We start from the raw sequence: 26,257 nt of genomic DNA on the forward strand, positions 1-26,257 counted from the left end.
TCCTCTACTTTCCGCTGATCTGCTGGTCGATGAGCGCGAACAGTTCGTCCGCCGTGGCGGCCGCCTCGACGGCGTCGCGGCCCTGATCGGCGACCGGCGCGGGCTCGGGCGCGGGTTCGTCGATGGCGTCGGTCAGCGTCGCGCGGATCCGCTCGGCCAGCCGCGCCTTGTCCTCCTCCGACGGCAGGGTCGCCAGCAGCGCGGCGAGCGCGGCGATCTGGTCATCGATCGCCGAGGTGGTCGCGGTCGCTTCCCATTGCGACCGCAGCAGTTTCGCCACCGCGCTCACCGTCGGGTAGTTGAACACCAGCGTCGACGGCAGTCGCGTGCCCGTGCCCTCCGACAGCCGGTTGCGCAGCTCGACACCGCCGAGTGAATCGAAACCCATCTCGTTGAACGGAGTTTCGGGATCGATCGCCGCCGCGGACTGGTATCCGAGCACCGCCGCGGCGTGTTCGCGGACGAATCCGAGCACCAGCGCGTCGCGTTCGTCCTCCGGCGCGGTGGCGAGCAGGTCGGCCAGCAGGCCGCCGGTGGCGGTTGCGCTGGAGACCCGGCGGGCACGGCCGGCGACCAAGCCGCTCAGAACTTCGGGCAGCAGCCCCGCACGCGCCTGCGCGGCCAGAGCGGACTTGTCGAACTCGACGCAGGCGACCATGGCCGCATCCGTGGTGAGCGCGGCGTCGAACAGCGCCGTACCGTCGGAGTCACCGAGGATCCGCAGACCCATACGCTCCAGCCGCGCCAGCGCGGCCCGGTCCATTTCGGCGGTCATGCCCGTGTCCTGGTTCCACAAACCCCAGGCGACCGACAAGGCGGGCAGCCCCTGCGCTCGCCGGGCCTGGGCGAGCCCGTCGAGGAACGCGTTCGCGGCCGCGTAGTTGCCCTGTCCGGGCGAACCGAGAATCGCCGCGGCCGAGGAGAATACGACGAACGCGGCCAGGTCGTGGCCCCGGGTGAGCTCGTCCAGGTGCAGCGCACCGTCGACCTTGGGCGCGAGTACGCGATCGATCCGCTGGGCGGTCAGCGTCTCGATGGTGGCGTCGTCGATCAGGCCCGCGGAATGGACCACCGCCGACAGCGGGTGCTCGGTCCCGATCGACTCGACCACGGTGGCCAAGGCCGCGCGATCGGCCACGTCGCACGCGGCGACCCGGGTGCGCGCACCGAGCCGTTCCAGCTCGGCGATCAGTTCCGCGACACCGTCGGCCGCCGCGCCGCGCCGCGACACCAGCAGCAGATGCCGGACGCCGTGTGCGGTGACCAGGTGCCGCGCGATCACCGCGCCCAATCCGCTGGTTCCGCCCGTGATCAGCACCGTGCCATCGCCGAAAGCGCCTGTTCTACCGAGCTTTTCAGGCTCATCGACGGGCATGTCACCATAGGCCAAGCGTGGGAGGTATATCTCGCCCGTGCGGACCGCCACTTGGGCGTGCCCCGATTCGAGCACGCCGAGCACCGTCGCGGCGTCCAGGTCTCCGTCGTGGTCCAGCAGCACGATACGACCCGGTTGTTCCGATTGTGCGCTGCGGACCAAACCGGTGACGGCGGCGGCGGCCAGATCGACCGGTTCGCCGTTCAGGCCCGTCGCGCGGCGGGTCGCCACCACGAGGCGAGTGTCCGCCAGCCGCTCGAGCGACAACCAGGATCGCAGCAGCTCCCAGGCGGTGCGGGTGGTCTCCCGCACCGTCCCGGGCTCGACCGGGTCAGCGGTGGCCGCCGGTCCCTCCGGGAGCGACCAGACGACGATATCCGGAACCTGTTCGGCTGCGGTGACTTCCGACGCGTCGAGGTAGTGACGGTCGACACCGGATACTCGCGCATGCCCCATCGTCGCCACACGGTCGGGCACCGCCCGCAGCGCGGGTAGCTGCGCGCGCGTCCAGCTCAGGGTCAGGGGTGCCGTACGGCGTCCCGCCTGCGCCGCGCCCAGCGCGTCGGCCGCGATCGGACGTGCGGAGACCGCATCGATGCGCGCGACGAGCGAGCCGGTGTCGTCCGCGATGTCGATCGTGACCTGTCCCTCGGCGTCCCGGACGACGCGAACGCGCGCCGCGGTGACACCGGAGCGCCACAGGCGCACACCGGTGAAGGAGAAGGGCAACGGCACCTGCCCGGCGGGCAGGTCGCCGATCAGCTCGGGGAGCGCCGCGTGCAGGCATGCGTCCAGCAGCGCCGGATGGATGCCGAACGGAGCCGCCGCGACGCTCACGGATTCGTCGAGGGACACCTCGGCGACGGTCTGCTCGCCGCGCGTCCACAACGCGGTGACGCCCTGGAAACCGGGACCGTAGTCGAAGCCGCGCTCCGCCAGCCGGTCGTAGAGCGACCCGTCCGACGGCTCCGCGCCGGACGGGGGCCACACCGGTTCGCTCCACACCGGCGCGTGGTCGTCGTCGGCGGTGGTCAGGACGCCGCTCGCATGCCGCACCCACGGGTCCGTGCCGTCGGACTCCCGATCGGCCGCGCGGGAGTGCACGGCGAATACGCGCCGCCCTTGCTCGTCGCGCGCCCCGACGCTCAATTGGAGCTCGATCTCGGCGCTCGCGGTGAGCGGCAACGGAGCTTGCAGCAACAGTTCACCGACGACGCCCGCGTCCACCCGCGCGCCCGCGGCGAGCGCCATCTCCGCGAAGGCCGTCCCGGGCAGCAATACCGAGCCGAACACCGCGTGGTCGCCGATCCATGGCTGGGTGCGCGCGGAGAACCGGCCGGTGAACAACCATTCGTCTTTGCCCGCGACCGGCACCGCGCTGGTCAGCAGTGGATGGCCGAACGAGCCGGTCACGACTTCGGGAGCCGGTCGTACCCAGTACCGGCGGCGCTGGAACGCGTACGTCGGCAGCTCCACCCGTGCGTCCGCTCCCGGCAGCAGCGACCGCAGCCGCACCGGTGCGCCTGCCGCGAAGGACTGGGCGAGAAGCGTGACGAACTGGGTCACCTCGTCGACCGAACGCCGGGACGAGGCCGCCACCAGAGACTTCGTCGCCACCTGCGGACGTTCGGCCAAGCATTCTCCGGTCATCGCGGTGAGCGCGGCGTCCGGTCCGATCTCGATGAAACGCCGCACCCCGGAGTCGAGGAGGCTGCGCACCCCGGGCGCGAAGCGCACACAGCTGCGCACCTGCGCCACCCAGTAGCCCGGATCGCGCATTTCGTCGCCGGCCGGCGCGCCGGATACGTTCGACACGATCGGCACGGTGGGTTCGCGATAGGTCAGTCCCTCGGCCACCGCTCGGAATTCGTCGAGGACGGGTTCCATCAGCATCGAATGGGACGCGTGGGAGATCCGCAGCAGGGTGTTCTTCCGTCCCGCCTCGGTCAGCCGCCGCCGCATCTCGTCGACGGCATCGGCGTAGCCCGAGAACACCACCGACTCCGGACCGTTCACCGCCCCGATCGCGAGCCGGTCGGCGAGACCGCCGAGCAGTTCCTCCGCTTCCGTCTCCGACACCGCGGCCGCCAGCATCGCCCCGCCGGCGGGCGCCGCGCCCATCAGCCGTCCCCGCGCCGCCACCAGCACGCAGGCGTCGGTCAGCGACCAGACCCCGGACACATAGGCCGCGACGAGTTCGCCCAGCGAGTGACCCGCGAGCACGTCCGGTACGAGACCGTACGACTCGAGCAGCCGGAACATCGCCACCTCGAAAGCGAACAACGCGGGCTGCATCCAGTCCATCCGGTCGAGCACCCCGGCCTCGTCGGTGAACATCACCTCCCGCAGGGAACCCCCGAGATGCCGGTCGAACTCGGCGCACACCTCGTCCAGCGCGGTCGCGAACACCGGAAACGCCTGGTACAGACCGGCACCCATGCCGACTCGCTGCGCGCCACCACCGGTGAAGAGGAAGGCTGTCGTACCCGGCACGGCCGGTGCCTCGACCGCGTGCGGCGACGTCGTTCCCGCCGCCAGCGCGGCCAGCCCGGCGAGCAGTTCCTCCCGATCGCGGCCGACCACCACGCCGCGGCGATCCAGCAGCGCGCGCGAGTCGAGCAGCGCACGCGCCACCCGCCCCAGGTCGATCTCCGGCGCGTCGGCCAGCCAGGACCGCAAGCGTTCGGCCTGACCGCGCAGGGCTTCCGCGGATTTCGCGGAGACCACCAGCGGTACCACGCCGCCCGCTACCGGGCCTGAGTCCGCCGCCGGTCGCTCAGCACGCGGGGACGGGGGCGCCTCCTCGAGGATCACGTGCGCGTTCGTGCCGCTGATACCGAACGACGACACCCCCGCGCGTCGTATCCGGCTGCCCGGGGTCCACGATTCGGCGTCGGCCAGCACGCGCACCGATCCGGCCGACCAGTCCACATGGGGTGAGAGTTCCTCCGCGTGCAGGGTTCTCGGCAGCATCTCGTGGCGCAGCGCCTGCACCATTTTGATCACGCCGCCCACACCGGCCGCCGCCTGGGTGTGGCCGATATTGGATTTGAGCGAACCGACACGCAGCGGACCTTCCGGGCGGCCCTGGCCGTAGGTGGCGAGCAACGCCTGTGCCTCGATCGGATCGCCCAGTGTCGTTCCGGTGCCGTGCGCTTCCACGGCATCCACGTCCGACGGCCCGAGCCCGGCATCGGCCAGCGCCGCCGCGATCACCCGCTCCTGCGACGGACCGTTCGGCGCGGTGAGACCGTTGCTGGCGCCGTCCTGGTTCACCGCGCTGCCGCGCACCACCGCGAGCACGTTGTGGCCGAGTCGCCTTGCGTCCGAAAGCCTTTCGAGCACCAGGACGGCCGCGCCCTCCGCCCACGCCACACCGTCGGCGGCGGCCGAGAACGATTTGCACCGCCCGTCCGGCGCCAGTCCGCGCTGGCGGGAGAATTCCACGAACACCGTGGGCGTGGCCATCACCGTCGCACCGCCCACCAGGGCGAGCGAACTCTCCCCCTGTCGCAGCGCCCGACAGGCCACGTGCAGTGCCACCAGCGAGGACGAGCACGCCGTATCCACCGTCATCGCGGGGCCTTCCAGACCGAGCGAATAGGCGATGCGTCCGGAGACCACGCTGGCCGCCGAGCCGGTGCCCACGTAGCCTTCGGCCTCGGGTCCGGCCTTGCGGGTCAGGACCTCGTAGTCCTGGTACATCACCCCGGTGTAGACGCCGGTGTCGGTGCCCCGCAGCGACGTCGGATCGATGCCCGCGTGCTCGAGCGCTTCCCACGACACCTCCAGCAGCAAACGCTGCTGCGGGTCCATCGCGTTCGCCTCCCGCGGGCCGATGCCGAAGAATCCGGCGTCGAAATCGGCCGCGTCCGTCAAGAACCCGCCCTCTTTCACGTAGGAGGTTCCGGTGTGTTCGGGATCGGGATCGATCAGGCGATCGAGATCCCAGCCGCGATCGGCGGGGAACTCGGAAATGGCGTCGGTCCCCGAGGCCACCAGGTTCCACAGATCGTCCGGCGACGCGACTTCGCCGGGGTACCGGCAGGCCATGCCGACGATCGCGATCGGTTCGTCGGCTCGCGCGCGCTTCCGCGCCGGGCGGACGCCTCGCCCCGCGCCGTCGATCCGGGAACGCAGCAGCCGGGCGACCGCCGCGGACGTCGGGTGATCGAAGGCCAGCGTCGACGGCAGACGCAGACCGGTGGCCTTGGTGAGGCGGTTGCGCAGGTCCACCGCGCCCAGCGAATCGAAGCCCAATTCGCTGAACGGCTTGTCGGCCTCGATCTGTTCGCCCGTGGCGTGTCCCAGTACCTCGGCGACCTGATGGCGCACGAAATCCAGCACGATCGCGTCGTGCCGGTCCGGTGGCGCCGACGCGAGCCGCTCGGCCAGATCGCCGCCGCCCTCGGCACGGCGCGGTACCGCTACCAGCGAACGCAGCAGCGGCGGCAGCAGATCCGCGCGGGCCTGCGCGGACAATGCCGCGGTGTCGAAGTCCACGGCGGCGACCAGCGGCATGTCCGCGCCCGCCGCCCGGTCGAACAGCGCGAGCCCGTCGGACTCGGCCAAGGGGCGGAAGCCCATGCGGGACAGACGGTCCAGGCCTGCGCGTCCCAGTTCGGCGGTCATCCCGCCGCTCTGGTTCCACGGGCCCCAGGCCACCGAGACCGCGGGCAGACCCGCCGCGACGCGCCGCCGGGCCAGCGCGTCCAGCACCGAGTTCGCGGCGGCATAGTTGCCCTGGCCCGCCGAGCCCAGGACCGCCGCGATCGAGGAGAACAGCACGAACGCCGACAGATTCCGGTCACGGGTGAGTTCGTCGAGGTGTAGTGCGGCGTCGACCTTCGGCGCGAACACCCGCTCGATCCGGTCGGGCGTGAGTGCGTCGAGCGTCGCGTCGTCCAGGACGCCGGCGGCATGGACGACGGCGGTCAGCTCCGGACCGTCGGCCAGCTGGTCGAGCAGGGCGCGCACCGCGGCGCGGTCGCCGACGTCGCAGGCCAGTACCCGCGACCGAGCACCGAGTGCGGCCAGTTCGGCTACCAGTTCGCGCACACCGTCGGCCCGTTCGCCGCGGCGCGACACCAGAACGAGATCCCGCACACCGTGGGTGGCGACCAGGTGCCGGGCCACCAGCGCGCCCAACCCACCGGTCCCGCCGGTGATCAGCACCGTGCCTCGGCCCAGGGTGACGGCCGTGCCGGGCGCGTCGTCACGCCGGGCGAGCCGGGGCGCGACCAGTTCACCGCCACGCGCCGCGAGCTGCGGCTCGACGGTCGCGAGGGCCGCCGAGATCAGCTCGGGCCCGATGACCGCGTCACTCTCGGCGTCCACCAGCACGATCCGGCCGGGATGCTCCGACTGCGCGCTGCGCAGCAGGCCCCAGAGCGCCGCGGCCGCCAGATCCGGATCCTCGCCGGGCAGTCCGGCGCCGTTACGGGTCACCGCGACCAGCCGGGTGTCGCCGGACTCGGGGAGGCGTAACCAGGACTGCACCGCCGCCAGCGCGGTGTTCACGCTCCGGCGCACCCGGTCGGCCTCGGTGCTGTCGGCGTGCCCGGGACCGGACTCGGCGAACCACACCACGGCGTCGGCCTGCACTCGGGTGTTCGCTCCCGTGGCGTCGGTACCTGCGGCCGCTACCAGCGCGGCCATATCCGAATAATGTTCCTGGAAAGCGGATTCCGACGGTCCGCCGACCGCCGCCAGCCGCACCGCGCCGGACCCGGCGCCGGAAGCCACCGTGGCCCACCGCACGTCGTAGAGACGGTGGGGTCCGGCGGAGCACGCGCTGCGCACCGCATCGCTGTCGACCGGCCGCGCCCGCAGCGCATCGATCGTCAGCAGCAACGCGTCCGTATCGTCGCGGAGCTCTACCCGCGCCCCTTCGGAGCCCGTCCGCCGGATCAGAGCGCGCGCCGCGCTCGCGCCACCGCGATACAACCGCACGCCGGTGAACGAGAACGGAAGCGGCGCCTGGTTGTCGGCGAAATCAGCGGACAATACGTCGACGGCGGCGTGCAACGCGGCATCCAGCAGTGCGGGGTGCACGCCGAAGCGCGAAGCGTCCGAATCGGTCTCGCCGAGCCGCACCTCGGCCACGACGGAGTCGCCGCGGCGCACGAACCGGCGCACGCCCTGGAATGCGGGTCCGTAGTCGAGACCGCGGGCGGCCAGTTGGTCGTAGAGCGCCGCTCCGGTGATCGCGTCCTCGTCCTGGAACGGTTCGTCCGTATCGGCGGGCACCGCCGCGTTTCCCGTGTCGGGAGCGAGTACACCGCGGGCGTGCGTGGATCCGGCGGTCGGGTCGCCGACGGCCCGCGAGGCGATGACGAAGCGCCTGCGCCCCGCGTCGTCGGGCGATTCGACACTGATCTGGATATCGACTTCGGTCCCCTCGTCCAGCCGCAGCGGCGCCTCCAGGACCAGCTCGTCGATCGTCCCGGCATCCACTCGCGCGCCGGCTGCCAACGCGAACTCCACGAACGCGGTCCCGGGCAACAGCACCGTGCCGAACACCGTGTGATCGGCCAGCCACGGCTGCGACGCCGTGGACAGGCGACCGGTGAACAGCCACTCGTCCGTACCGGCCAGGGCCAGCGCCGCGCCGAGCATCGGGTGGTCCATCGCCGTCAGTCCGGCGCGGCCCACATCACCGATGCCGTCGGTCGGCGGCAACCAGTACCGCTGACGCTGGAAGGCATAGGTGGGCAACGGAACTCGGCGCACCGGCCGACCGGTGAACAGCGGGCTCCAGTCCACGTCGGCGCCCGCGGCGTGGGCGGCGGCCAGGAACGCGGTGAACTGCCCGACCTCGTCCGCGCCGCGTCGCGCGGCGGCGACCACCGCGCAGCGGGCCTCGATATCGGGTTGTTCGGTCAGGCATTCGCGGGTCATCGGGGTCAGCACCGCGTCGGGACCGATCTCCAGGAATCGTCGCACCCCGCCGGCGGCCAGCGCCTGGACTCCCGGGGCGAACCGCACGGCCGCCCGGACCTGACGGACCCAGTACTCCGGATCGGTCAGCTCGTCAGCGGCCGGTGCGCCCGAAACGTTCGAGACGATCGGGATCGTCGGCTGCCGGTAGGTCACACCTCGGGCCACGGCACGGAACTCGGCCAGCATCGGTTCCATCCGCGCCGAATGGAAGGCGTGGCTCACGCGCAGCCGGTTCGTCCGACGGCCCTGAGCAGCGAAGAGCCGCTCGACCTCGGCGACGGCGTCGGCGGCACCGGACAACACCACGGAAGAGGGCCCGTTCACGGCGGCCACGGACACCCGGCCCGCGTACCTCTCGAGCGCGGCCGACGCCTCCGCTTCCGGCACCGCCACGGCCAGCATCGCGCCGCCTGCGGGCAGTGCGCCCATCAACCGTCCGCGCGCTGCCACCAGCGCACACGCGTCGGGCAGCGACCACACTCCGGCGACATACGCCGCCGCGAGCTCACCGATGGAATGGCCGAGCAGCACATCCGGTGTCAGGCCGAACGATTCGGCGAGCCGGTACAGCGCCACCTCGTAGGCGAACAGCGCGGGCTGGGTGTACTCGGTCCGATCCAGCGGTCCCGGCGCGCTGTCGCCGTCCGCCGCCTCGGCGCGGAGCAGGTCCCGCAGCGAACGTCCGAGCAGCGAATCGAATTCGGCACAGACTCGGTCCAGCTCCGCCGCGAACACCGGGAACGCCGCGTACAGTTCCCGTCCCATCCCGGCGCGCTGCGCACCCTGGCCGGTGAACAAGAACGCCGTGCGTCCCGAGCCGGCGCGGTCCTCGACCACACCGGGCGCGGAACGACCCTCGGCGAGTGCCGTCAGACCGGCCAGGAGTTCGTCCCGGTCGCGACCGACGACCGCTCCGCGCCACTCCAGCCGGGCACGGGAGGTGAGCAGCGAGTACGCGATATCCTGGGCGTCCGTTTCCGGGTCGTCCGCCATCCACTGCCGTAATCGATCCGCCTGCGCATGCAGCGCCGCACCGGAACCGGCCGATAGCAGCAACGGGATGACCTGCGGGGCAGCGTGATTCGACCCGATCCCCGCCGTGGGAGCGGGCCCGGACTCCCCTTCCGCGGCGGGCTCGGCGGGCGCTTCCTCGAGGACGACGTGGGCGTTGGTGCCGCTGGCGCCGAACGACGACACGCCCGCGCGCCGGACCCTGGCACCGGCGGGCCACGGCTCGCTGTCCCGCAGCAGCCGCACGGTGCCCGCGGACCAGTCCACATGGGGGGTGGGCGCGTCGATGTGCAGGGTCTTCGGCAGCATCTCGTGCCGCATGGCCTGCACCATCTTGATCACTCCGCCGACACCGGCCGCGGCCGAGGTGTGGCCGATATTGGATTTCAGCGATCCCAGACGCAGCGGCACGTCGGCCTGCCGGGCGCCGTAGGCCGCGATCAGTGCCCTGGCTTCGATCGGATCGCCCAGCATCGTGCCCGTGCCGTGCGCCTCCACCGCGTCGACGTCCGCGGGCTCCAGGCCCGCGTCGCGCAACGCCTGCCCGATCACGGCTTCCTGCGACCGGCCGTTCGGCGCGGTCAGTCCGTTGCTGGCGCCGTCCTGGTTGATCGCGCTGCCGCGCACGACCGCGAGGACGGTGTGCCCGAACCGCCGTGCGTCGGAGAGCCGTTCGAGCACCAGCACGCCGAGTCCCTCGGAGAAACCCGTCCCGTCGGCCGCCGCCGCGAAGGCCCGGCACCGTCCGTCGGGTGAGAGGGCGCGCTGCCGCGCGAACGCGATGAGCAGCGACGGGTCCGACATCACGGTGACGCCGCCTGCCAGGGCCAGGGTGGCGTCACCGTTGCGCAGCGCCCGGCACGCGAGATGCAGGGCGACCAGCGATGACGAGCATGCCGTATCGATCGAGACGGCAGGCCCTTCCAGCCCGAGGGTGTAGGCGATCCGGCCCGACAGCACGCTGTTGGAAACACCCAGATACGCGTGGCCTTCCGTTTCGGCCGTGATACTCGGGGAGCCGACGCGGGGCCCGTAGTTCTGGTGGGCCACCCCGGCGAACACGCCGGTGTCGCTACCGCGGAGCGAGGCCGGGTCGATCCCGGCGTCTTCCAGCGCTTCCCACGCCGCCTCGAGCATCAGGCGCTGCTGCGGGTCCATCGCGGCGGCCTCGCGCGGGCTGATGCCGAAGAAACCCGCGTCGAAATCGGCGACGGAGTCGAGGAAACCGCCCTCCCGCGTGTAGACCGTGCCCGGCACGTCCGGGTCGGGATCGAACAATCGCTCCAGGTCCCATCCACGGTCGGACGGATATACCCCGACGGCGTCCACGCCCGCGGCGGCGACGCGCCACAGGTCCTCGGGTGAACGGACTCCACCGGGGTACCGGCAGGCCATACCGACGATAGCGATGGGCTCCCGCGTCCGATCGGTGAGTTCGCGCAGGTGTTGTTTGGTCTCGTAGAGCTCCTTCGCCGTCTTCTTGAGATAGCGGCGTAGCTCGTCGGTGTCGGCCATCGGTGGGGCTCCTGATCGTGCGAGGTCAGCTGAGGTTGTCGATGAACTCGAAGAGTTCGTGATCGTCCGCGGTGTCGAGGTCGGTGGCGTCGACGCCCGGCTCGGCGTCCTTGCCTTCGAGTTCGCGCAGCAGAGCGGACAAAGTGGTCGCCAGTGACGATCGGTCGGTGGCGGACAGTTCGGCGGAGGCGAGACTGCGGGCCAGCGCGTCGACTTCGGCGGCGAGCCGTTCGGCGGGATCGTCCACCGGCGCGATTTCCTGCCGGAGGAAGCCGGCCAGGTCCCTCGGTGTCGGGTAGTCGAACATCGCTGTCGCGGGCACCTGGACGCCTGCGGCCGATTTCAACCGGTTGCGGAATTCCATGACGCCGAGTGAGTCGAATCCGATGTCGCTGAAGGGTTTGTCGGCGGCGATGGTCTCGGCGTCGCCCCCGAGAACCGCCGCGGCCTCGGCGCGGATCAGATCGAGGACGACGCGGTCCTGCTCGGCGGTCGACAGGCCCGCAAGGCGGTGCACCGGTTGCACCGATCCACCCACCACGGTCTCGGCTCGGCCCCGGGCGGGTCCGACCAGGTCGCGCATGATCGGCCGCGGGTCGTGATCGCCGATCTCCGTGAGCGCGGACCGGTCGATGCGGGCCGCCACGAACGCGGCCCTGCTGCCGGACAGCGCGGCGTCGAACAGCGCCATCCCCTCGCGCTCGCCCAACGGCGGGAAACCCTCCCGCCGCAAACGGGCGAAGTCGGCGTCAGCGAGTGTCCGCGTCATGCCGGTGCTCTGCTGCCACGGCCCCCAGGCGATCGACGTCGCCGCCAGGCCGTTCACCCGCCGGTATTGCGCCAGCGCGTCCAGGAACATGTTCGCCGCCGCGTAATTCGCCTGCCCCGCATTACCGATCACACCCGCGATCGACGAATACAACACGAACATCGACAGATCCAGATGCCGCGTCGCCTCGTGCAGATTCCACGCCGCATCCACCTTCGGCCGCAACACCTCCGCGATCCGCTCCGCCGTCATGTTGTCCAGCAGCGCGTCGGCCAGCACCCCGGCTGCGTGCACGACACCGGTCAACCGATGCTCCGGCGGGATCGCCGCCAGTACCGCATCCAACGAATCCCGGTCCGCCGCATCGCAAGCGACCACGTCCACGTGCGCGCCGAGAGCGACGAGCTCATCGCGCAACTCCCCTGCACCCGGCGTATCCGGGCCGCGTCTGCTCGCCAGCACCAATCTGCGCACCCCGTACTCGGTGACCAGATGCCGAGCCGCCAACGCCCCCAACCCACCGGTACCCCCGGTGATCAACACCGTGCCCTCAGGCCGCAACGGTGTCGGCACGGTCAACACGTTCTTACCGATATGCCGAGCCTGACTCATGAAACGCAACGCCTCGGGCACATCCCGGATGTCCCATGCGGTGAGTGGAGACGCGGTGAGGACACCCGCCTCGAACAGATCGACGATGCGGGTCAAGATCTCGTGGAGCCGGTCGGGCGCCACGTCCATGAGCATGAAACCGGTGTAGGCGACTCCGGGATGTTCGGCGGCCACCTGTGCCGGATCACGCCGATCCAACATCCCCATCTCCACGAACCGGCCACCCGGCCCGAGCAGACGCAAACCCGCATCCACGAACTCCCCCGCCAACGAATCCAACACCACATCCACACCCCCCAGCCCCGCACGGAACTTCCCCTCGAAGTCCAGCGACCGCGAATCACCGATCTCCTCGTCACCGAACCCCAACCCCCGCAACACACCCCACTTCGATCGACTCGCCGTCACCAAGAACCGCGCACCCAACCACCGCCCCAACTGCACCGCCGCCGAACCCACCCCACCCGTCGCCGCATGCACCAACACCCGCTCCCCAGCACGCACCCCCGCCACATCCACCAACCCATAAAACGCCGTCGCGAACACCGCAGGCACCGCCGCCGCCTCCGCAAACGACCACCCCGCCGGCATCCGCACCACCAACCGGCGATCAACCGCCACTACCGACCTCACACCCGACAGGAACCCGAAGACGCGATCTCCAGGCACGAGGTTCCTCACTTCGGAACCCACCTCGACCACCACACCGGCGCCCTCCACACCCAGCACAGCGTCCGGATCGGGGTAGGTACCGAGCGAGACGAGTACGTCCCGGAAGTTCAGGCCCACCGCCATCGTGCGCACCCGCACCTGCCCCGGAGCCAGTGGCTCCCAGGCGTCCCGAAGTTCGCGCAGGCCGAAATTGTCCGCGCTCAGGGTGCCTTTCCCGGTCGGCGCGAACAACCATTCCCGGTGGTCGGAAGACCCGGCGGCGTCCAATAGCTCCGTGCCGCGCAGGCGGGTGTCATCCGCGTGCCCCGCGTGCAGCCGTGGGGCGTGCGGGACGCCGCCGCGGACGGCGAGTTGCGGTTCGGCGTTCAGAGTCAGCGCCAGGACAACGCTCTCCCGGTGATCCGCCCAGTCGTCGACGTCGACGAGCAGGATCCGATCCGGGTGCTCGCTCTGGGCGGTGCGCAGCATCCCCCACGCCGCTCCCGCGGCCGGGTCGACGGACTCACCGGCATGGACCGGCACCGCCCGCCGGGTCACCACGACGACCCGACCGTCTCGTTCCAGCAGCTCTCGTACGCGGCTCGTCGTCGCGGTCACCACCACCCGCACAATCGCGGGCAGGTCACCCTTCTCGGCCTCGGTTTCGAGCCGGACCACCGTCGCGTCCGCGCCCGCGACGTGCACGGTCTCGAGATCCCCTGCGACGTCCCAGGTCGCGGTCACGCTCGGCTCGACGGCGGGCAGTGCGATCCAGTCGAGGCCGTAGCCCGAGGCGCGGCGGCGCACCGACGCGAACGCATCGGCCGAGAGCCTGCGCAGGCTCAACGCACCGATCTCGGCCACGGGCCGCCCCGAGATGTCGCTGAGCGTCACCGCGATTCGGGTTTCTCCCGCCGCTACGGCGGATACGGCGGCATGGACTCGCACCGTGGTCGCTCCGGCCGCGTACAACTTGACGTCCTCCCACGAGAACGGCACAGCCACCGCACCGGACTCCGATCCGGGTGCCAGCCCACCGAGCAGGACGGAGTGCAGCGCCGCGTCCAGCAGCGCCGGATGCACTCCGTACCCGCCGGCCTGTGCCCGAGCGGACTCGGGCAGCACGACCTCGGCGAAGACCTCACCGTCGCCGCGCCACAGCGCGGTCAGCCCTCGGAATGCCGGACCGTACTCATAGCCCAGTTCGGCCAGATCCGCGTAGGCGCCGGTGAGTTCACGCGCGGTCACGCCGGCCGGGGGCCAATTCACCGCCATCGTGGCGGCCGACGGGCCATCGGCCCGCGCGGCTACCGTCGCGGTCACGTGACGTACCCACTGCGCGGAGTCGGCACCGGGCTCCTCGCCGTCCCGCGACCGCGAATACACCGTGACCGCCCGTGCACCGGATTCATCCGGTCCACCGGCGACCACCCGAATTTCGACGGCACCCGCCGCGGGCACCGGCAAGGGCGCCTCGATCACCAGCTCCGACACCGCGGGGCAGTCCACTGCCGCGCCCACGTGCAACACGAGTTCGACGAAGGCGGCGCCGGGGAACACGACCGCCCCACCGACCGCGTGATCGGCCAGCCACGGATGATCCGCTGCGGACAATCGCCCGGTGAACACGACATCCGGCGAATCCGGCAGCCGCACCAGAGCGCCCAGCAGCGGATGGCCCGCGTCGTCCAGTCCCGAGCGCGAGACATCCGACACCCGGACCGGTGGCAACCAGTACCGCCGATGCTCGAACGCATAGGTCGGCAGTGTTACCCGCTCGACCGCACGGCCCGCGAACAACGGCGTCCAGTCCACTGGCACTCCTCCGGCGGTGGCCTGCGCCAGCGCGGTCACGAGCTGGTCCGGCTCGTCGGTCGAGCGCCGAGCGGCCGCGACCACGATCGATTCCGCTTCCGCGACGGGCTTTTCGGCCAGGCACTGCCGAACCATGGCGGCCAGCACGGCATCCGGGCCGACCTCGATGAACCGCCGGACGCCGTCGTCGATCAAGGTAGCGATGCCCGGTGCGAACCGGACGCACCCGCGCACCTGGGCGACCCAGTAGTCCGGGTCGGTCGGTTCGGCGTCGATCAGGGCGCCCGACACATTCGACACGATCGGCAGGGACGGCCGGTGGTAGGTCAAGCCCTGGGCCACCCGGCGGAATTCGTCCAGCATCGGTTCCATCGCCGCCGAATGGAACGCATGGCTCACCCGCAGCCGCGAAGTCCGCGCGTTCGCCGTGGCCAGCCGGTCGGCGATCGCGTCGATCGCGGCGGCCGCGCCGGAGAACACCACCGCTCCCGGCCCGTTCACCGCGGCCAGCGAAACCTCACCGGCGAACTCGTCGAGCAGGTCCACCGCCCGTTCCTCGGGGATCGCCGCGGCCAGCATCGCGCCGCCGCCGGGCAATGCGCCCATCAACCGCCCACGCGCCACCACCAGCGCGCACGCGTCCGGCAGTGACCACACCCCGGCGAGATACGCGCCGGTCAGTTCGCCGATCGAATGTCCGATGAGCACGTCCGGAACGACGCCGAACGATTCCAGCAGCCGGTACAGCGCCACCTCGAACGCGAACAGGGCGGGCTGGGTGAACTCGGTCCGCTCCAGCAGCCCGGCGCCGTCCGGGTCGAAGACCAGCTCCCGCAGTGACCGGCCGAGCAGCGGATCGATATGAGCGCACATCTCGTCGAAGGCCGTGGCGAACACGCCGAACGCCGCGTACAGACCGGCGCCCATCCCGGCGCGTTGAGCGCCCTGCCCGGTGAACAGGAACGCCGTCCGGCCGGCCGCGTCGGCCTTCGCCGTGATCGCGCCCGGGTCACCGGCCGCCAATCGCGCCAGCCCGGAAAGTAATTCGTCCCGGTCATGTGCGACGACGACGCCGCGCCACGGCAGCCGGGCACGAGCGGTGATCAGCGCATGGGCAGTGTCCCAGGGGGCGGCGCCGGGGTGGGTGATCGACCATTGCCGTAGCCGCTCGGCCTGCGTCCGCAGGCCCGACTCGGATTCGGCCGACACCAGCCAGGGCACGACCGTCTCGATGCGTGGCCCGGGAGCGGGCACGACCGGTGACAGCCCCGCCGCGGGCGCCTCTTCCAGAATGACGTGCGCGTTGGTGCCGCTGACGCCGAAGGACGACACGCCCGCCCGGCGAACGCGGTCCCCGGCAGGCCACGCCTCTGCCTCGGTCAGCAGTCGCACGGCGCCCGCCGACCAGTCCACATGCGGGCTCGGCTCGTCCGCGTGCAGTGTCTTCGGCAGGGTTTCGTGCCGCAGCGCCTGCACCATCTTGATCACGCCGCCGACGCCCGCGGCGGCGATGGTGTGGCCGAGATTGGATTTCACCGACCCGATGAACAGCGGGCGACCGGCGCGGTCGCGCCCGTAGGCATTGATCAGGGCCCGGGCTTCGATCGGGTCGCCCAGTGTCGTCCCGGTGCCGTGCGCCTCCACCGCGTCGACATCCGCGGGCGTCAACCCCGCGTCGGCCAGCGCCGCCGCGATCACCCGCTCCTGCGACGGACCGTTCGGCGCGGTCAGGCCATTGCTCGCACCGTCCTGGTTGATCGCGCTACCGCGCACGAGAGCGAGCACGGTGTGCCCGAGGCGCTGGGCATCGGACAGCCGTTCGAGCACGAGCACCCCGACGCCCTCGGCGAAACCGACGCCGTCGGCGTCGGCGGAGAACGATTTGCAGCGTCCGTCGGGCGCCAGGCCGCGCTGGCGGGCGAAGTCGACGTAGAGATACGGATCGGCCGCGACGGTCACACCGCTGGCCAGTGCCAGCGAGGTCTCTCCGTCGCGCAGGGCGCGGGTGGCCTGATGCAGGGCGACCAGAGACGAGGAGCACGCGGTGTCCACGGTGACGGCCGGGCCTTCGAAACCGAAGACGTAGGCCACCCGGCCGGAGATCACGCTGTGCGTGGTGCCGGTGAGGCGGTAGCCCTCCAGTTCTCCGGTGACCCGGTCGCCGTAGCCGGATGAGCACGCTCCGGCGAAGACGCCGGTATCGCTGCCACGCAACGTGACCGGGTCGACACCGGCATTCTCCAGGGCCTCCCAGGTCGCTTCCAGCAGCAAGCGCTGCTGGGGGTCCATGGCGGACGCTTCCCTGGGACCGATGCCGAAGAAACCGGCGTCGAAATCACCGGCGTCGGAGAGGAATCCGCCGCGGCGGGTGTAGGAGGTACCCGGTTTGTCCGGGTCGGCGTCGAACAGTCGCTCGAGATCCCAGCCGCGGTCGGTGGGAAAGTCTCCGCTGGCGTCCACGCCGGCGGCCAGCAGGTCCCAGAGACTCTCCGGTGAGGTGACCCCGCCGGGGAAGCGGCAGCTCATGCCCACGATGGCGATCGGTTCGTCGACCGCGCGGTCCCGGCGTGGCGCCTGTTCGGCGGGTTGCTCGGCGGCGGTCGGCGCCGCCAGGGAGCGCACCAGCTTCGCCATAGCTGTGGCGGTCGGGTGGTCGAAGACCAGCGTCGACGGCAGTTGCAGACCGGTGGCTTCGGACAGCCTGTTGCGGAATTCCATGACACCGAGTGAGTCGAACCCGATGTCGCGGAACGGTTTGTCCGCCGGGATCGACTCGGCGCTCGTATGCCCCAGCACCGCCGCCGCCTGGGCGCGGATGAGATCGAGGACGACGCGGTCCTGTTCGGCAGCCGAGCGACCCGCCAGCCGCGTGGCCAGTTCCGGTTGTCGCGCCGCGTCACCGGCGGCCCGGCGGCGGTACCGTCGCACCAGATCATGTGTCAGGGCACGGGGTTTCGTTTCCGCCAGTGCGTCGCGGTCGACGCGGACAGCCACGAACGACGACGCGCCGCCCGCTAGTGCCGCGTCGAAGAGGGTCATCCCCTCGCGCTCACCCAACGGCGGGAAACCCTCCCGCCGCAAACGGACGATATCGGCATCGCCCAGCGCGCTCGTCATACCGGTGCTGCGACTCCACAGTCCCCACGCGATCGAGGTCGCCGCCAGGCCGTTCACCCGCCGGTGTTGCGCCAGCGCGTCCAGGAACATGTTCGCCGCCGCGTAATTCGCCTGCCCCGCATTACCGATCACACCCGCGATCGACGAATACAACACGAACATCGACAGATCCAGATGCCGCGTCGCCTCGTGCAGATTCCACGCCGCATCCACCTTCGGCCGCAACACCCGCTCGATCCGCTCCGCCGTCAGACCGGTGAACAGGCCGTCGGCCAGCACACCCGCGGCGTGGACGACGCCGGTCAGCGGATGCTCGGCGGGAATCGCCGCGAGCGTCGTCTCGAGTGCGTCCCGGTCCGCCGCGTCACAAGCGACGATCTCCACGTGCGCGCCCAGAGCCGCGAGTTCGTCACGGAGTTCGGCCGCACCAGGCGTATCCGGGCCGCGTCGGCTCGCCAGCACCAATCTGCGCACCCCGTAGTCGGTGACCAGATGCCGAGCCGCCAACGCCCCCAACCCGCCGGTACCCCCGGTGATCAACACCGTGCCCTCAGGCCGCAACGGTGTCGGCACGGTCAACACGTTCTTACCGATATGCCGAGCCTGACTCATGAAACGCAACGCCTCGGGCGCCTGCCGCAGATCCCATGCGGTGAGCGGGGACGGCGTCAGGATCCCGGCCTCGAACAGCTCCACGACCGTGGTCAGGATCTCCCGCAGCCGTTCCGGCGCCACCTCCAGCAGGACGAAGCTGTCGTACCGCACCCCGGGGTGTTCGGCGGCTACTTGCTCGGGATCACGCCGATCCAGCAACCCCATCTCCACGAACCGGCCACCAGATCCCAGCAACCGCAACGAGGCATCGACGAACTCACCCGCCAACGAATCCAACACCACATCCACACCCCCCAGCCCCGCACGGAACTTCCCCTCGAAGTCCAGCGACCGCGAATCACCGATCTCCTCGTCACCGAACCCCAACCCCCGCAACACACCCCACTTCGATCGACTCGCCGTCACCAACAACCGCGCACCCAACCACCGCCCCAACTGCACCGCCGCCAAACCCACCCCACCCGTCGCCGCATGCACCAACACCCGCTCCCCAACACGCACCCCCGCCACATCCACCAACCCATAAAACGCCGTCACGAACACCGCAGGCACCGCCGCCGCCTCCGCAAACGACCACCCCGCGGGAATCGGCACCAGCAACCGGCAGTCCGCCACTACGACCGATCCCACACCGGTCAGGAACCCGAAAACCCGTTCACCCGGAATCAGGTTCGGCACTTCGGAACCCACCTCGACCACCACACCGGCGCCCTCCACACCCAGCACAGCGTCCGGATCGGGGTACATCCCCAAGGCGATGAGGGCATCGCGGAAATTGAGACCGACCGCCCGCAGCGCCACCCGGACCTCGCCGGGGCCGAGCGGCGGCGACGCCTCCTTCGTCTCGATCAGCGTCAGGTTGTCGCCGGTCAGCGAGCCCTTGCCGTGGTGGGTCAGCGCCCACGCCGCCGCCCGCGTCGCCACGCTCGCGTTCCCGACGTCGCCCGCCGCCCGGTGCAGGCGCGGAACGTGCGCGACGCCACGGCGGACGGCGAACTGGGGTTCGGTGCTCGTGGTGATCGCGAGCGCGACGCTCTCTCGATATTCGGCCCAGTCGTCGACGTCGACGATGAGGATTCGATCCGGATGCTCGCTCTGGACGGTGCGCAGTAATCCCCACACCGCTCCCGCGGACGGGTCCACCGATTCACCCGGATGCACCGCCACGGCGCGGCGGGTGACCACGACGATGAGGTCTTCCCCATCCAGCAGCCGCCGCACCCGCGTGGTCACCGCGGTCACCACATCGTGTGCCGATGCCGGCAGAGCGCGGTCCGCGGCTTCGTCGAGCCGGATCACCGTCGCCATCCGCCCCGCGACGCGCACGGTCTCGCCGTCCTCGGCCGCGCTCCAGACTCCGGCGTCCGCGGCCTCGTCCTCCGGCACGGACGACGCGACCCATTCCACCCGGTAGCCGAGTCCCTCGCTGGACGGCCGGGTTCGGCCGAGTGCCTCGACCGGGATCGGGCGCATGGTCAACGCGTCCACCTCGGCCACCGGCATATCCGCGGTATCGGTGAGGCGCACCGCGATTCGCGATCCCGCGGCCGTGGAGCCGGACACGGACGCGTGGACCCGCAGCGTCGTCGCTCCCGTCGCGTACAGCCTGACGTTCTCCCAGGAGAACGGCACCGCGACCGTCCCATCCGGCACGTCGGAGACGAGCCCGCCGACCAGGACCGCGTGCAGCGCCGCGTCCAGCAATGCCGGATGCACCCCGAATTCGGCGGCACCGGCGCGGCCGGGCTCCGGCAGTGTCACTTCGGCGAAGACTTCGCCGTCACCGCGCCACAGGGCGGTCAGCCCCTGGAACACCGGACCGTATTCGTAGCCACGCTCGGCCAATTCCGCGTAGACAGCGGGAATATCGATCGCGGCCACACCGTCCGGTGGGCGGACGGCCACGACCGACGCCTCGGCCGCATCCGCTTCGGCGGTGATGGTGGCGACGGCGTGCCGGACCCACGGCGGTGCGTCCGTGCCCGAGCTCCGGTCGGCCGCATTGTGCCCGGCACGAGATGCGGCCTCGTCCGACCGGGAGTACACCGACACCCTGCGCCTGCCCGGCTCGTCCGGTGCGGCGGCCACCACCCGTAGCTCGACGGTCCCCGATGACGGCACCACCAAGGGCGCCTCGAGCACCAGTTCCGACACCCGCGTGCACTCGACCACCGCGCCGACGTGCAGGACGAGCTCCACGAAGGCGGTTCCGGGCAGCAACGCCACACCCGCGACACCGTGATCGGACAGCCACGGATACGCCGAACGCGACAGCCTGCCGGTGAACACCGCCTCGTCGGTGTCCGGCAGCCGAACCATCGCCGCCAGCAACGGATGCGCCGCCTCGTCCAGACCCGACTGCCGGATATCCGGCACGCCGCCGGGCACCAGCCAGTGCCGCTTGTGCTCGAACGCGTATCGCGGCAAGTCCACCCGGGTGGCGACGGGCGCCAATGCCCCTGCGGCCAGGTCGATACCGGCACAGTGGGCGCGCGCCAGCGCGAGCGAGAGTTGTTCGGGCCCACCGAGTTCGCGTTTCAGGGTGCCCAGGACGGCCACGCGGCCGGACATGCCGAGGGCATCCGCCGCCAGCTCGATCCCTACGGTCAAAACCGGGTGCGGGCTGACCTCGATGAAGGCGTTCACACCCGCTCGTTGCAGCGTTTCGACCGCCTCGGCGAACCGGACGGGCTCGCGCAGGCCGCGATACCAGTAGGCGGCGTCCAGCGTCGCGGTGTCGAGATAGTCCGCGGACACGGTCGAGAAGAACGGTACCGAACCGGATACCGGCGCGACCGGAGCCAGCTCCGTCAGGACCCGTTCGCGGATGGCTTCCACCGCGACCGAATGCGACGCGTAGTCCACCGGAATCCGTTTCGCCCACACACCGTCGGCCGCGCAAGCCGCGAGGAATTCGTCCACGGCGGAGGTCTCCCCCGACACCACGGTCTGCCCCGGCCCGTTCACCGCCGCCACCGACAACCGGTCCCCGAACCCAGCCAAGCGGTCCGCGACCGCCTCTGGCGCGAGCGCGACCGACACCATGCCACCGGCCCCCGCCAGTTCCTCCGCGACGATCCGGGACCGGACGGCGACCACACGCGCGCCGTCGGCGAGCGAAAGCCCGCCCGCCACCACGGCCGCCGCGATCTCACCCTGCGAATGCCCCACCACCGCGGCGGGCTCCACCCCGCTCGCCCGCCACACTCGCGCCAGCGACACCAGCACCGCGAAAAGCGCGGGCTGCACCACATCCACCCGGTCCAACGAGGCCGCGCCCGGCTCCCCACGCAGGACGGAGGTCAACGACCAGTCCACGAACGGCGCAAGCGCCGCCTCGCAGTCCGCGATCGACTCCGCGAAAACTCGATGCGTGGCGAGCAGCCCGGCGCCCATCGCGGGCCACTGGCTGCCCTGACCCGGGAACACGAACGCCACCCGCCGCGCCGTGGCACGGCCCGTGACCACGGAATCGCTGTCGGAGGTCTCGGCCAGACTCGCGAGCCCGGACCGCAGATCACCGAGTTCGCGCCCGACCACGGCGGCGCGAAACTCCAGCTGCGCGCGGTGCCGCAGCAGTGTGTGCGCCACATCCGCCACGTTCGCGTCGTCCTGCGCGGTGAGCCATTCGGTGAGCCGAATCGCTTGCGCACGCAATGCTTCCGGGGTGCGCGCGGACACCGTCCACGTCCGGACAGCACTATCACCATCACCCGGATCATCCGCAGCGGTAGGTATGTCGGCCGAAATCGGCTGCGGCGGCGCCTCTTCCAAAATCAGGTGCGCGTTCGTCCCGCTCATCCCGAACGACGACACCCCGACACGACGCGGCCGGTCGCCCGCAGGCCAGGGCTCCGGCTCGCTCAGCAGCCGCACCGAACCCGCCGACCAGTCCACGTGCGGACTCGGCGCATCGAGATGCACTGTCCTCGGCAGGGTCTCGTGCCGCAACGCCTGCACCATCTTGATCACGCCACCGACACCGGCGGCCGCGACGGCGTGACCGATATTGGATTTCACCGATCCGATGCGCAGCGGTTCCGCTCGCTCGGCGCCGTAGGCGGCGATGAGCGCCTGCGCTTCGATCGGATCGCCCAGCGCGGTACCGGTTCCGTGCGCCTCCACCGCGTCCACATCGGCGGGTCGCAACCCCGCGTCGGCCAGCGCCGCCGCGATCACCCGCTCCTGCGACGGACCGTTCGGCGCGGTCAGGCCATTGCTCGCACCGTCCTGGTTGATCGCGCTACCGCGCACGACGGCCAGGACCCGGTGCCCGAGGCGACGGGCGTCGGCGAGACGTTCGACGACCAGCACGCCGACGCCCTCGGACCAGGTCACGCCGTCGGCCGCGGCGGAGAAGGGCTTGCACCGCGCGTCCGCCGCCAACCCCCGCTGACGCGCGAAGTCGACGAACAGCGCCGGGCTCGCCGAGATGCTCACCCCACCGGCCAGCGCCAGGGAGGTCTCGCCCTGACGCAGCGCCTGACAAGCCAGGTGCAGTGAGACCAGCGACGAGGAACACGCGGTGTCGATCGTGACCGCGGGACCTTCCAGGCCGAAGGCGTAGGCCACGCGGCCGGAGATGACGCTGTGCGACGTCCCGGTCAGCCGGAAACCCTCGTACTCCCCGGTCACGCCGTCGGCGTAGCCGGAGGCACAGGCACCGACGTACACACCGGCATCCGTACCGCGGAGCGCGGCGGGGTCCAGGCCCGCGTCTTCCAACGCCTCCCAGGCGACCTCCAGCATCAGCCGCTGCTGCGGATCCATCGCCGCCGCCTCCCGCGGCCCGATGCCGAAGAACCCGGCGTCGAAATCCGCCGCGCCGGAGAGGAATCCGCCTTCGCGGATGTAGACCGTGCCCGGCTCGTCCGGATCGGGATGGAACAGCCGCTCCAGGTCCCATCCCCGGTCTTCGGGAAACGGCGTGATCGCGTCGGTTTCGGAGGCGACCAGACGCCACAGGTCCTCGGCCGATCCGACACCGCCCGGGAAGCGGCAGCCGATCCCGACGATGGCGATCGGCTCGTCGGATCGGGCGCGGCGCACGGTACGCGGCGCGGCGGGATCGGTCCCTTCGAGCCGAGCTCGCACCAGCCGCGCCACCGCGGTGGGCGTGGGGTGGTCGAACATCAGCGTCGCGGGCAGCGTCAGCCCGGTGGCCGCGGCCAGCCGGTCGCGCAACTGGACGCCGCTCAGCGAGTCGAATCCGAAGGCGGTGAACGGCAGATCGGCGGGAACGGCCTCGGGAGACTCGTAGCCGAGTACCGCGGCGGCCTGTTCGGCGACGACGTTCAGCACGAGCGCGTCGCGCTCCGGCTCGGGGACGGCGAACAGCCGCGGCGCGAGCGGACCCTCTACCGCGGCGCGCCTGCGGCGCGTCGGCGCGGACACGGGCACCGCCGCCGGGGACTCGTCCATCACCCGATCGACCATGCGCAACCGCAGCGAGCCGATCACCAGAACCGGTTCACCGTCCTCGGAGACGGCCGTCACCCGCACGGTGTCCGCATCGACCCCCTCGATCCGCACCTGGGCGGCGGCGATGCCGGAGCGATACAGCTGAGCGCCCGTGAACGACAGAGGCATCGGCGTCCGGGCGGGTACGTCGTGGGCGAGCAGATCCGTCGCGGCGTGGGCCATGGCATCCAGCAGCGCGGGATGGATGCCGAACCGGCCCTGATCGCCGACCGACTCGTCGAGCGAAACCTCGGCGAACGCGTCGCGACCGCGCAGCCAGGACGCCGTGACGCCCTGGAATGCCACACCGTAGCCGAGTCCGCGGCCAGCCAGTCGGTCGTAGAGTTCCTCGGCGGCCACCGGTTCGGCTCCGGCGGGCGGCCACTCGACGTCCGGCCGAGCGGGGATCTCGTCGCGGTCTCCGGCCAGCACTCCCTGCGCGCACCGAGACCATTCCGCAGCGGCACCGGTGGCGGGCCGGGCGTGGATGGTGAACGTCCGCCGACCATTCCCGTCGGCCGCCGCAACGCGCACCTGGATCGTCCACGGCGTGTTCGCGGGCAGCGACGCCTCGATCCGCAGTTCCTCGACCTCCGCCGCGCCCACCCGAGCGCCCACGCTCCACGCGACATCGAGCCAGACCGCCGCGGGCACCGCGGGAGCCCCGAAGACGAGGTGATCCGCCAGCCAGCGGTGGATCTCGGGGGTCAACAGCCCGGTGAACAGCCATTCGTCGCGCTCCGCCACCGGCACCGCGGCGCCCAGTATCGGATGATCCGGCGCGACCAGCCCGGCGCGGCGCACATCCGCAAGGCCCGCCCCGGCCTCCGGCGTCCAACACCGGCGGCGCTGAAACGCGTAGACCGGCAGGTCGACTCGCGCGGCGGGCGCGGCGAGTTCCGCCGCCACCGCGTCGATACCGGCGCAGTAGGCCCGGGCCGATGCCGCGGCGAACTCCTCGGGGCCGCCGTGACCGCGCCGCAGTGTGCCGAACACCGCCACCCGGTCGGCCGCGCCCAGCGACCCGGCCACCAGTTCGATCGCCGAGGCGACCACCGGATGCGGACTCGTCTCCACGAACGCCGTCATCTCCGCGCGCAGCAACGCCTCGATCGCCTCGGCGAAGCGCACCTGCTCGCGCAATCCGCGATACCAGTACGCCGCGTCGAGTCCGGACGTGTCCACGAACTCGGCCGTCACCGTCGAGAAGAACGGGATGGTACCGGTTTTCGGCTGTATCGGCGCCAGGTCGGCCAGCACGCGGTCGCGAATACGTGCCACCGCCGCCGAATGCGACGCGTAGTCCACCGGAATACGTCTCGCCCAGATTCCCTCGGCCGCGCACTCGGCCAGGAACCGCTCGATCGCGTCGGCCGCCCCGGACACCACGGTCTGGCCGGGCGCGTTCACCGCCGCGACCGACAATCGGCCGCCGAAGGCCACCAGCCGGTCGGCGACCGCGTCACCCGGCAAGCCGACCGACGCCATACCGCCCGAGCCCGCGAGCAGTTCCGCGACCGCGCGCGATCGCAGGGCCACCACGCGCGCGCCGTCCGCGAGCGACAGTCCACCGGCCACCACCGCGGCCGCGATCTCGCCCTGCGAATGCCCCACCACCGCGGACGGCCGCACACCGGCCGCCTGCCACCGCCGCGCCAGCGATACCAGCATCGCGAACAGGACCGGCTGCACCACATCCACGCGATCCAGCGAGGCGGCTTCCGGCGTCCCGCGCAGCACGTCGGTCAGCGACCAGTCCACGAACGGCGCCAGCGCCGCCTCGCATTCCGCGATCGACGCCGCGAAGATCTCGTCCGATGCCAGCAGTCCGGCGCCCATTCCGACCCACTGGCTGCCCTGGCCAGGAAACACGAACACCACCCGGCGCGCCGCTGCCCGGCCGGACACCACCGTGGGATCGTCGGCGACCAGGTCGGGTGCCGGGTCGGCCAAGGCGGCGAGCCCGGCGCGCATCCGATCGGCGCCGGACCCCACCACCGCTGCCCGCCACTCCAACGGCGTCCGGGTATGGGCGAGCGAGTACGCCACCTCGGCGGTACCCGCTCGCGGGTGCTCCGCCAGCCACTCCCGCAGACGAACCGCCTGCTCCCGCAGGGCTTCCCGGCTCCGGGCCGACAGCACCCACACCGCGGGCCGGGGCTCGCCGGCCATCTCGACGGCAGCCGTCGCGGGCGCCTCCTCGAGGATCACGTGCGCGTTCGTTCCCCCCATCCCGAACGACGAGACACCGGCCCGGGGGGGGGGGGGGCGCCCCCCCCCGAGGGGGCGGGGGTGTAGCCCCCGCCCCAACACACCCAGCCGGGGTTGGGGGGGGGGGGTGTTGGGTGTTTAACATGGGGGGGGGGGGCCCGGCG

Annotated in this window: 2 protein-coding genes; both read right to left on the bottom strand. The window is 71.4% G+C overall.

Translation table 11 applies throughout. The features are described from left to right. Positions 1 to 4: 4 nt before the first annotated feature. A complete protein-coding gene (locus ACWEH3_RS10950; protein WP_450018500.1) occupies positions 5 to 10,843 on the bottom strand; it encodes a type I polyketide synthase in 10,839 nt (3,612 codons plus the stop codon). Positions 10,844 to 10,868: 25 nt separating this feature from the next. Then, on the bottom strand, positions 10,869 to 26,114 hold the full coding sequence (locus tag ACWEH3_RS10955) for an SDR family NAD(P)-dependent oxidoreductase (protein ID WP_450018498.1): 15,246 nt from the start codon (positions 26,112 to 26,114) through the stop codon (positions 10,869 to 10,871). Positions 26,115 to 26,257 lie beyond the last annotated feature (143 nt).

Source organism: Nocardia sp. NPDC004718 (genome assembly GCF_053601535.1).

Excerpts from the sequence above, each read along its gene's own strand:
- ACWEH3_RS10950 (WP_450018500.1), bottom strand. The coding sequence starts at position 10,843 with ATGGCCGACACCGACGAGCTACGCCGCTATCTCAAGAAGACGGCGAAG.
- ACWEH3_RS10955 (WP_450018498.1), bottom strand. The coding sequence starts at position 26,114 with ATGGGGGGAACGAACGCGCACGTGATCCTCGAGGAGGCGCCCGCGACG.